Annotated in this window: 10 protein-coding genes; all 10 read right to left on the bottom strand. The window is 63.2% G+C overall.

Annotated features, from left to right (window positions below):
* Positions 1–204, bottom strand: a 204-nt coding sequence (locus XINFAN_RS10845; RefSeq protein ID WP_290426965.1) for an acetyl-coenzyme A synthetase N-terminal domain-containing protein, incomplete at its 3' end; no start/stop codon positions are given.
* 58 nt (positions 205–262) lie between these two features.
* Positions 263–883 (bottom strand): ANTAR domain-containing response regulator, encoded by a 621-nt coding sequence (locus XINFAN_RS10850; RefSeq protein WP_124086843.1) that lies wholly within the window; start codon positions 881–883, stop codon positions 263–265.
* A 37-nt stretch (positions 884–920) separates the two neighbouring features.
* Entirely contained in the window at positions 921–2,090 is a 1,170-nt protein-coding gene (locus XINFAN_RS10855; protein WP_233352191.1) for a transporter substrate-binding domain-containing protein, read from the bottom strand.
* Positions 2,091–2,102: 12 nt separating this feature from the next.
* Entirely contained in the window at positions 2,103–3,227 is a 1,125-nt protein-coding gene (locus XINFAN_RS10860; protein WP_124086846.1) for an AAA family ATPase, read from the bottom strand.
* A gap of 95 nt (positions 3,228–3,322) precedes the next feature.
* Positions 3,323–4,363 carry an aliphatic amidase gene (locus tag XINFAN_RS10865; RefSeq protein WP_124086848.1) on the bottom strand — a complete coding sequence of 347 codons (1,041 nt, stop codon included), beginning with the start codon at positions 4,361–4,363 and terminating at the stop codon, positions 3,323–3,325.
* A gap of 78 nt (positions 4,364–4,441) precedes the next feature.
* Complete coding sequence (gene urtE, locus XINFAN_RS10870) at positions 4,442–5,137, bottom strand: urea ABC transporter ATP-binding subunit UrtE (RefSeq protein WP_124086850.1); 696 nt, start codon at positions 5,135–5,137, stop codon at positions 4,442–4,444.
* 11 nt (positions 5,138–5,148) lie between these two features.
* The gene (gene urtD, locus XINFAN_RS10875) at positions 5,149–5,877 is read right to left on the bottom strand and encodes an urea ABC transporter ATP-binding protein UrtD (protein WP_124086852.1); all 729 of its coding nucleotides are present in this window, start codon (positions 5,875–5,877) and stop codon (positions 5,149–5,151) included.
* Positions 5,874–6,971: an urea ABC transporter permease subunit UrtC gene (gene urtC, locus XINFAN_RS10880; protein WP_124086854.1), complete on the bottom strand. Its 1,098-nt coding sequence runs from the start codon at positions 6,969–6,971 to the stop codon at positions 5,874–5,876. Before urtC ends, urtD begins: the two co-directional genes overlap by 4 nt.
* Before the next feature lie 10 nt (positions 6,972–6,981).
* Positions 6,982–7,851, bottom strand: coding sequence for an urea ABC transporter permease subunit UrtB (gene urtB / locus XINFAN_RS10885; protein ID WP_124086856.1), 870 nt, complete (start codon positions 7,849–7,851; stop codon positions 6,982–6,984).
* Between the two features lie 172 nt (positions 7,852–8,023).
* Positions 8,024–9,268: a transporter substrate-binding domain-containing protein gene (locus XINFAN_RS10890; RefSeq protein WP_233352192.1), complete on the bottom strand. Its 1,245-nt coding sequence runs from the start codon at positions 9,266–9,268 to the stop codon at positions 8,024–8,026.
* Positions 9,269–10,346 lie beyond the last annotated feature (1,078 nt).

The raw sequence follows: 10,346 nt of genomic DNA on the forward strand, positions 1-10,346 counted from the left end.
ATTCCCCGGCGCGAAAGACGTCTCCTTCACCGAGGCATAAGGCCGGATCCAGTCAAGACGCTGACCCTCGCGAAACCAGAAACCATCAGCCGACGAAACAGACTCCCCGTAAAGCGACGCGTAACCAGAAGCGTCAATATGGGCATGGGCGATGAATTCATCTGACGCGCCATATAAATCGCTTCGACCGGGGGAAATTGACATGGCGTTTCCCTTATATCCTGAAATTTTCGGATTCATATTACACCCGCCCCGCTTTCCGTCATTCGCGATCTTCTCTGGGCTCGGTGACGAGTTTGCTGAGCAAGCCGTCCGCATTGATGATCGCATTGGCAATCTCGATCGTAGAGCACCTTCTCGACATCGCATGGCTTCTGATCACCTTATAGGCTTCCTTTTCATTGATCCGGTGATGGCGCATCACGATGAATTTGGCCTCGGTGATGATATTTATATGTTCGAGCTTCGTCCTGAGCTTTTCCTCGTTGCGCAGAGCCTCCAGCCGTTCGAGCCAGGCATGGCGCGCCATCATCAATGCGCTCAGCACACCGAAGGCGCGAAACGGCTTGGTGATAACGGCCTGAACCCCCAATTCGAGCAAGCCCCCCAGCACCGAGGGGTTTTCATAGCCGATAAGTCCGATCAATGTCGGCCGCTGCTCGGGGCGAAGCGAAAAAAGTTTGCTGAGCCCCGGGGGGATCGCCTCTTTAACCTCGACGAACACCACATCCGCCGCGGGCGGCAGCGTTTCAGGCAAAGGCCAGAGCGCCTCGACCATACAGCCGATCCGGTTGAGCTGCTGCACCAGATCATCGGAATCCTGGTCCCGCGGATGCAGGACCAGAAGATTGAGACTGCGCAGATTGCTGATCAGATTGGTCATCCGGTCTGTCGCCCGCTCCTGTTGGTTGCACTCTCGCTTATGGCTGACGCGCCTTCGGTGTTGCCTTGCGCAACCGCAGGCGCCGGTCGTTCAGATCGGGCGTCACCAGGTAAGGGTCGGGTTTCACGGGCCGGATAACCTCGCGCTGCACGATGAACTCGCCCTTCTCATCGACGCGGGCGATCCGCGAATGCAGCCAGGTATGGCCGTTGTCGGGATCTATCTTGACCTGACCCTGGGGGGCATCCCAGCTTGCTCCGAGCAGGCATTCGCGCAACTGGTCGGGATCGAGCCCGCCCACCTTGTCAAGCGCCGCCGCAAACATATGGGTCTGGAAATAGGCGGCCTCTGCACAGCTCGTCACCTTGATATCGGGACCGAACTCGCGGGCATAACTTTCGCGGAACCTGCGGCTGGCGGGCGTGTCGATCGTATTGAACCAGGGCGCGGCGGTGATATGGCCAACCGAGGCCTCACGGCCGATCTCGGCCATTTCAGCCTCATTCGCGGTCAGGCTGGCAATCGGCACCCGGCGCGCATCGTGACCCGCGGCATGATAGGACTGGTAGAGCCGGACCGAGGTCTCGCCCACGGCGGTGGAAAAGATCACATCCGGCGCTTTGGCCGCCACATCTGCGAGAATGCCGTCAATTTCATCCTGGGCGGCATCGAAGGGGATATAGACCTCGCCCACCACCTCGCCGCCGCCCTGCCGCAGGATATTGCGCATGACCCGGTTGGATTCGCGCGGATAGATGTAATCCGACCCGATGAAGTAGAAACGGTTCCCGTAATTCTCCAGCAGATAGCTGGCGAGCGGAACACTGTTCTGATTAGGGCAGGCCCCGCCATAGATCACATTGGGGGAATATTCGAATCCCTCGTAAAGGGTCGGATAGAAGAACAGAATATTGCGGCGTTCGACGACCGGCAGAACCTCTTTGCGCGCAGAGGACATGAAACACCCGATCATCGCCCTGACGCAATCCTCGGCAATGAGTTTCTCGGCCAGGCGGCCATATTCGCACGGGATCGAGCCGGGATCGCAATCGACCGGCTCGATCAGCCGCCCGGCGACGCCGCCCGCCGCGTTTATCTCCTGTATCGCCAGCAGGGCTCCGCGCTTTTGCGATCTTTCGATCACAGCCGTCGAGCCGGTCTCGGAGAACAGGATTCCGAGTTTCCAGGTGTCCCCCGTATCAATCAAAGGCGTTCCTCATCACTTCTCTGTCACAACCTGACGGAAAGACACGCTGCCATGGCGCAGTTCAGCGGCATAGCGTCTGCCCAATCCATCGGGAGGCGGCGGCTCATCCAGGATATGTCTCGCAAAAGGTATCTCGACGAAACGCCTGACGGCCCGCCGCAGCGAGCGCGCCCCGAACTGGCGGTCGAACCCCTCCCGGGCGATATGTTCACCGAGCGAAGGCGCCAGTTCAATACGGGCCTGATGCCGGATGAGGCGCCGGTTCAGTTTTTCCAGCTCAAGCTGGATAAGTGTGTCGACATCGGCACGGTCGATCCAGTTGAAAACATCGACATGGTCGATGCGGTTGACGAACTCCGGCGGGAAGCGCCCGAGCAACGCCTTCTGCGCGATGGCCCCGGCCCGCTGGCGCGGATTGCCCGGGCGCGGGATCAGCCGCCACAGCGCATTTTGCGCGACCTCGGCCTCGCGGCGCAGCGCCTCGGCGCCGAGATTCGAGGTCATGAAGATGATCGCGTTCCTGAACGAATAGGTCCGCTCGCCCGAGGCGGTGGTCAGGATGCCGTTGTCGAAGATGTTCAGAAGCGACAGCACCACCTCGGGGCTGGCCTTCTCAAGTTCGTCGAAGAGGACGATGCCCGGCTTGTCCGAGGTGCCCTCGATCTTCTCCTGGTCAAGGATGGTGCGCCCCTCTTTCGAGCCGACATAGCCCGGCGGCGCACCCGAGATCGCGGCGGCATAATGCTCTTGCGAAAGCGTGTTCATGTCGACGCGGCAAAGCGCATCGGCATCGCCATGGATCGCGCGCGCCAGCACCCGGACAAGCTCGGTCTTGCCGACCCCGGTCGGGCCGAGCAGCAGCGAGGTATAAAGCGGACGGCGCGGATCGGCGATATCGGCACGCACGATCCTGAGCATGTCGACCACCGCCTCGACGGCATCGTTCTGGCCGATGATCTCGCGGCGCAGATGGTTCGCCACCAGTTCGACATCGAAGCGGAACCGGCTGTTCAGCCCGACCGGATCCGTCCGGTGGGCGGAAACCACATCGTCGGCAGAAAGAGTTTCCGCCTGTAAGGCTTCCGCATCCTTTCGGCGTCTGGCGGTGTCGGCCAGCATGTCGTTCAGGAAAGGCATATCGTCAGAACTCCGTCTCGCGCGATCCTGTCACGCAGCTTGTGTCACGCATGGGCCCCGCGGGCGGATATGCCGCCCGCGGGCATTACAAAGGCTCAGGCCTCTTTTTCTTTGGCTTTGGTCGGAAGGCTGCCCACCGGACAGTTGGCGACGCCGACGCTGGTGCGGGTGAATTCCTCGACCTGCTGGCGGGCCTTTTCGGCATCCGTCACCCAGGTCTTGTAGAATTCGAACGGGCAATCCGCGATGCCGCGGTCGCCGTCGCCGGCCGCGTGAACCCCGGTATAGCCGCGGTGCAGCAGCTTGAAGAGATGGTTCTGCGACTGGTCGTTGGCGCGGGCGTCGCGGATCTCGGGGATCGAGAGCTGGGCATATTGAATGCCGTATTCCTCTTCGCCGCATTCGCCGAGCGTGCGGCCGTCGAAGCCGATGATCGCCGAATGGCCGAAGTAGCAATACACCCCGTCGAAGCCCGCCGCATTGGCCACCGCGACATAGCTGTTGTTCGCCCAGGCCATGGCTTTCGCCATCATGATCTGCTGTTCCTTGGCGGGATACATATAGCCCTGGCAGCGCACGATAAGCTCGGCCCCCTTCATGGCGCAGTCACGCCAGATCTCGGGGTAATTGCCGTCATCGCAGATGATCATCGAGACCTTGAGCCCCTTCGGCCCCTCGGCCACCTGGGTCGCGCCGCCGGGATACCAGCCCTCGATCGGGCACCAGGGCAGGATCTTGCGATAGGTCGAGACGATCTCGCCCTTGTTGTTCATCAGGATCAGCGTGTTGTAGGGCGGCTTGCGGGGATGGTCCTCGTGCCGCTCGCCGGTCAGCGAGAAGATGCCCCAGACATTGGCCTTGCGGCAGGCGCGGGCGAAGATCTCGGTCTCGTCGCCGGGGATGGTGACGGCGGTGTCATACATCTCCTTCTCGTCATACATGATGCCCTGGAGCGAGTATTCCGGGAAGACCACCAGATCCATGCCGGGCAGACCCTGCTTCATGCCGGTGATCATCTCGCCGATCTTTTCGGCATTGGCGCGCACCTCTTCGCGGGTGTGCAGCCGGGGCATCTTGTAGTTCACGACGGCGACGCCCACGGTATTCGGGCTGCTTGAAATATCCCCGTGTCTCATCGGGACTCTCCTCTCTCGGTTGATGGTTCCGGTCTCCCGGATGGCCCGGCCCCGCTCTCCTCCGGGGCCCGGTTCTCTTCAGAAGGTCAGGTGCTTCTCGGCCAGTTCGTCGGTGAGATCGGCCCCTGTTCCGCTGATGACGATGCGGCCCTTGTCCATGACGATGAACCTGTCCGAGACCCGGCGCGCGAAGGGCACGTTCTGCTCGACAAGAACGATGGTCAGACCGAATTCGCGGTTCAGCCGAACGATCACGTCATGGATCTGGCTCACGATATTGGGCTGGATACCCTCGGTCGGCTCGTCGAGGATCAGCATCTGCGGATCCATGGCGAGCGCGCGCGCGATGGCAAGCTGCTGCTGCTGCCCCCCCGACAGATCGCCCCCGCGCCGGTCGAGGAAATCCTTCAGGATCGGGAACAGCTCGAACACGAAATCGGGCATGTCGCGGCGGCCGTCGCGGCGGGCCCAGGTGCCCATCACGATATTCTCGCGCACGGTAAAGCGCGGGATGATCTCGCGCCCCTGAGGGATATAGCCGATCCCCAGCTTCGCCCGGTCGGCGGTGCGCAGGGCCGCGATTTCCTCGCCGCCGAAGCTCAGGCTGCCCTCAAGCCTGTCGGTCAGCCCCATGAAGCTGCGCATCAGGGTGGTCTTGCCGACGCCGTTGCGCCCCAGAACGCTCAGCAATTCGCCCTTGTTCAGATCAAAAGTCAGGTTCTGAAGAACCGGGCTCTTGCCATAGTAGGAGTAAAGGCCCCTCGCCTCGATCATGGCTTTTCCCCTCAATGTCCCAGATAGACGGCTTTGACGCGCGGATCGGCCTCGATCCCGGCGATGGTGCCTTCCGCCAGCAGGCTGCCCTGGTTCATCACGATGACCCTCTCGGCGACCTGACGGACGAACTGCATGTCGTGCTCGACCACGATGATCGTGTGATCGCCCTTCAGCGAATTGAAGATCGCGGCGGTTTGCAGGGTCTCCTGGATGGTCATGCCGGCGGTCGGCTCGTCCATCAGGATCAGCTTGCTGTCCTGCGCCAGCAGCATGGCGATCTCCAGCCATTGCGTCTGGCCATGCGAGAGATTGCCCGCCCGGGTATCCACCATGTCGATCAGCCCGACGATCTGGAGCACCTCCCGCACCCTGCCCCGGATCGGAGTGCGGAACACCCTGAGCGAGTCGAGGATCCCGGGATTGCGGGAGCGCGCCAGTTCGATGTTTTCCAGAACCGTCAGTTCCCTGAACACCGAGGGCACCTGGAACTTGCGCCCGATGCCGCAGCGCGCGCGTTTGTATTCCTTGAGCCAGGTGATGTCCTGCCCCTCGAAGACGATCTGCCCCGAAGTGGCGCGGGTCTTGCCGCAGATCAGGTCGAGCGTGGTGGATTTCCCCGCCCCGTTCGGCCCCAGGAGGCAGAGCAGCTCGCCCCTGCGGACATCGAGCGACAGGTCGTTCACCGCGCGAAGGCCGCCGAACTGCACCGTCAGATTGTGGATCTGCATCAGATTCATTGTGCGCTCTCCTGCGCCCTGGCATCCTTCGGCCCCTGCCCTTCACGCAGCCGGGCAATCCGGCCGAACCCCTGGCGCAAAAGCCCGTAGAGGCCGCGCGGCAGGAAAAGGACGAAGAGGATGAACATCACCCCGAGGATCAGCAGCCAGCTTTCGACGAACATGTCGGACAGCCGCCCCTCGGCGAGGTTGACGAGGATCGCGCCCACCGCCGCGCCCACCAGGGATTCGCGTCCGCCCACGGCGACCCAGATCACGATGGCCAGGCTGAAGGCGACGCCGATATAGGTCGGCGAGGCGAATTCGAGAACCAGCGCGTAAAGCATCCCCGCCCAGCCGGCGATCGCCGCCGAGGTGGAGAAGACGAAAGTCTCGTAGCGCGCCACGTCATAGCCGAAATAGCGCACCCGCTGGCTGTCCTCGCGGATGGCGCGCAGCACGAGGCCGACCTTGGAGCGCACGATCAGCGAGCCGATGACCAGCGCCGCGATCAGGCAACCCGCGACCAGATAGTAGAAGCCGAGGCTGTAGGTATCGACGCTCCAGCCGAAGAGATCGAGCGGCGCGAGGCCGGTCAGCCCGTTCTGCCCGCCGGTGAAGCGCTGTTCCTCGATGAACCACAGTTGCAGCGCGACAAGGAAGGCCAGCGTGATGATGGCGACGAAAACCCCGGTGATGCGGGCGCGGAACATGAAGATCCCCATCGCCCAGGCCAGCAGCGCCGGCAGCGCCAGGCCAAGGATCAGCGTCACGGTCAGCGACTGGAACGGCAGCCAGAACCAGGGCAGGCTGGTGACGTTGTTCCAGCCCATGAAATCCGGCAGGCCATCCGGGTTTCCGGCGCTGGCAACCAGCTTCAGATGCATCGCCATCACATAGGCGCCGATGCCGAAAGTGGCGGCCTGGCCGAGGTTCAGGATCCCCGCCGTGCCCCAGGACAAAGCCAGCGCCGAGGCGACGATGGCCAGCGACAGATAGCGCGCGAAGGTGTTCAGCTCGAACCCGTCGAAGCCCAGAAGCGCAGGAACGCCGAGCAGGATCGCAAGGATAAAAACGATATGGCCCAGATAATCGGCACGGTTGTTTCTGTTCATGGCATCCCCCTCAGCGGCGCACGATTTGCGGGAACAGGCCCGAAGGGCGGAACCTGATGAAGAGAATGATCGCCACCAGCACCGCGATCCGGCCGACGGTGTCGTTCAGCAGCATCGAGAAGAAAGCCGTGGTCTCTCCCACGATCCCCGAGGCGACGGCGGTGCCGAAAATGCTGCCCACCCCGCCCACGACCACCACGAGGAAGGCGTCGACGACCAGATAGGTGCCCATCGAGGGCGTGGTGTTCACCAGGGGCGAGATCAGCGCGCCTGCAAGCCCCGCAAGCCCGGCGCCATAGGCAAAGGTCATGGCATAGACCTTCTCGGCGCGGATGCCGTAGCATTCGGAGATCTCGCGGTTCTGGATCACCGCGCGCAGCTTGCGGCCGAATTCGGTCTTCGCCATCAAAGCCCAGGTGGCGGCGAAGATCGCGATGGCGAAGACCAGCACGAAGATGCGGTAATTCGACAGGACGACACCGCCGAACCCCGTGTTGCCCGACAGGATCCCCGGTCCGGCGATGAAGCGCGATTCCGGCCCGATCCCGATCCGCACCAGTTGCTGAAGCACGATGCCGATCCCCCAGGTCGCAAGGATCGTATCGAGCGGCCGCCTGTAAAGCCGCGAGACGACCGCGCGTTCGACCCCCCAGCCGACGGCGGCGATGGCGAGAAAGACTATCGGCAGCGCCGGCAGCAGGCCGATGCCGAGGAAGGTCTGCAAAGCCCAGGTCACATAAGCCCCGAGCATGACGAACTCGCCATGGGCGAGATTGATGACGCCCATGGCGCCGTAGATGATCGCCAGCCCCAGGGCCACCATCAGCAGGATGGAAGCCAGGCTGGCGCCGGCGAAGAGCTGGTTGATAAAGGTTTCCATGACGCTTTCACTCGGATGGCATTCAGGAGGAAGGGGGCGGCGGGCATGCTCCGCGGAACCGGACGGCAACAGAAAGCCACCGTCCGGCCGGGACTGGCCGATTGGCTGCGGTCAGATTGTTATCGCAACGATGCGCCGCCCCCGGATGGACAGTCCGGTCGCAACCTCAGGGTCAGCTGCGCACGAGTCCCTCTCCCGTGCAGGTCTCGCCCGCATAGGCCCAGTAGGGTTCCGGCGCGATCCGCTCGGCAGATTGCACAAGGATCTCGGCCTGGCCGTCGCTCTTCCAGCGGGCGATCTTGGGCCAGAGATGCGTGTGCAGGTTCGGATCGACCAGGATCTCGCCCTGAGGCGCCTTCAGCGTCACCCCGACCGCCGCGTCGCGGATGGCCTCGGGGGTGATTTCGGCGGGATCGAGCTTCTCGATCGCGGCCTTGAACTGATAAACTTGGAAATAGGCCGCTTCCGAGACGAAATGCGTCACCTGGTCGCCGCCGTAACGCGACTTGTAGGCCTCGACGAAACGCTCGTTCTCGGGCGAGGAATAGCCCATGTAATAAGGGGCCGAGGACAGGTGCCCCGCCGCCGCCTCGCCGCCGATCGCGGCCACTTCCACTTCGGAGCGCGTCAGGCTGGCGACCGGCATTTTCGCGGAGTCGAACCCCGCCGCGTGGAACTGGCGCGCGAAGGCCACGTCGCTGTCGCCCACCAGCGTCGAGAAGATCAGGCTCGGCCCTGTCGAGCGGATCCGGTTGATGACCGAGCTGAAATCGGAATGGCCGAGCGGCACGTATTCCTCATGCACCGCCTCGCCGCCGAGTTGGTCGAGCAGCATCTTGCAGACGTTGTTCTCTTCCTTCGGGTAAACGTAGTTGTTGCCCAGAAGATAGAATCTGCCGCCGAAGTTCTCGACCAGCCAGGGCACGAAATCCTGCTGCTGCTGGTTCGGAACCGCGCCGCCATACATGATATTGCGCGAGCATTCGCGGCCTTCGTAGAGCGTCGGATACCAGTAAAGCCCCTTCCTTTGCTCCACGACCGGCAGCACCGCTTGGCGGCTGGCCGAAGTGTAGGAGCCGAAGACGCTGACGCAGTTGTCGCGGATGAAAAGCCGGCGGGCGCGGTCGGCATAGGTCGCCGGATCCGAGGCAGGATCCTCGATATGAACCTTGAGCGGGCGGCCGTTGATACCCCCTTCGGCGTTGATTTCCTCGATGGCGAGCAGTGCCGCATCATGCAGGGTGCGCTCGACCACCGCCACCTCGCCGGTCAGCGAAAAGAGCAGCCCGATCGGGATCTCGGCGCCCTGCGCCCAGGCCTGCCCGGCTCCCCTGAAGATTGCCGGGGCCGCAAGTCCACCCATCGCGCCCATGGTGCCCGCAGCACCAAGGCGCGTCAAAAAACTCCGACGCTTCATCGGTTATGACTCCCTGTTGTATTTTTTTGTCGGGCCAAACGCAAAAAGCCCCACGCCTGGCATCATCATTGATGCGCTTGCGTGAGGCTGCATTGCCCGATCTGAGCGAGGTCTCTGTTGACCTCTGATAATATTGTTATCGCAGTTCACCCCGAAAGCAAGCGTTTCTTTCTCGTGCGGATCAGAATATTGGCCGGATCTTTCTCATGCCTGTTGCGGGCGGAAGAAGATTTGCAATCTGAGACGAGACCGCGCCCCATCGCCCCCCGGTCCGGCTGAGGATCGCTGCCGCATCCCGGGGCGGGATTCGGAATCGGAAAATCTGCCACGAACGCCCTGGGCGGATTTCCTTCGCCCGCCGGCCTGACAGGTCAGGCAGCCCGCGCGGATCCCCGAGGATTGGCCACCGGAGAACCAGTCCGATCCGTCAGCCAAGCATTTCGGGAAAGGGCAGAATATCGGCCACCGCCCCCTCTCACCTGGGCATTCTCGCCCTGCACAAGCCAGCCTCCTTTCGCTGCCCGGCGAAAAGATCACGGCCAGGACCAGTTCCGCGACCCGGGCCGCGGGCAACATCCGGCCGCACGGTCTCAGGGCAGCCGACCGGCTCAACCGCGGCGGCAGCGCCACGATCACCGCCGTCAGGTCGCTGAGCAGGAAGGCCCAGAGCAGGATCGCGATCACCGGCGGGAAGAATGGCGCCGTCCGGGGTGATCCCGACCAGGACCGGGGTGCCGGTCCCGGGCGTGGCGAGGCAGGTTCCCGCGCGCGGGCCTCGCGCAGCAGCGCCCGGTGGCCAAGGTGGAAACCGTCGAAATTCCCCGGCACCAGCACACCGCCGCGCAGGGCATGCCCGGCGGGCAGCGCATGGCGGACGATGACGGGCCATCTGGCCGCGCTGGCGGGCGGCGGGCGGAGTGGCTGCACAAGAACCATGGAGGCTGTTTCCCTGTTCGGCAAAGGCGACCGTAATGGCGCGGCCTTGCGCGGGAAATTCCGATCTTCCGACCCATTGCCCCGGAAAATCCGAGGTCCGGCGCAAGACGAGACGCGCGCCCCCCCCGCGACACCCGGTCCC

The sequence above is a fragment of the Pseudogemmobacter humi genome (assembly GCF_900609055.1).
Classification (GTDB): Bacteria; Pseudomonadota; Alphaproteobacteria; order Rhodobacterales; family Rhodobacteraceae; genus Pseudogemmobacter; species Pseudogemmobacter humi.

Bases quoted from the DNA above. Each gene is read 5' to 3' on its own strand.
- urtE (WP_124086850.1), bottom strand. From the start codon at position 5,137: ATGATCGAGGCGAGGGGCCTTTACTCCTACTATGGCAAGAGCCCGGTT.
- urtB (WP_124086856.1), bottom strand. From the start codon at position 7,851: ATGGAAACCTTTATCAACCAGCTCTTCGCCGGCGCCAGCCTGGCTTCC.
- XINFAN_RS10860 (WP_124086846.1), bottom strand. From the start codon at position 3,227: ATGCCTTTCCTGAACGACATGCTGGCCGACACCGCCAGACGCCGAAAG.
- XINFAN_RS10865 (WP_124086848.1), bottom strand. From the start codon at position 4,363: ATGAGACACGGGGATATTTCAAGCAGCCCGAATACCGTGGGCGTCGCC.
- XINFAN_RS10850 (WP_124086843.1), bottom strand. From the start codon at position 883: ATGACCAATCTGATCAGCAATCTGCGCAGTCTCAATCTTCTGGTCCTG.
- urtD (WP_124086852.1), bottom strand. From the start codon at position 5,877: ATGAATCTGATGCAGATCCACAATCTGACGGTGCAGTTCGGCGGCCTT.
- urtC (WP_124086854.1), bottom strand. From the start codon at position 6,971: ATGAACAGAAACAACCGTGCCGATTATCTGGGCCATATCGTTTTTATC.
- XINFAN_RS10890 (WP_233352192.1), bottom strand. From the start codon at position 9,268: ATGAAGCGTCGGAGTTTTTTGACGCGCCTTGGTGCTGCGGGCACCATG.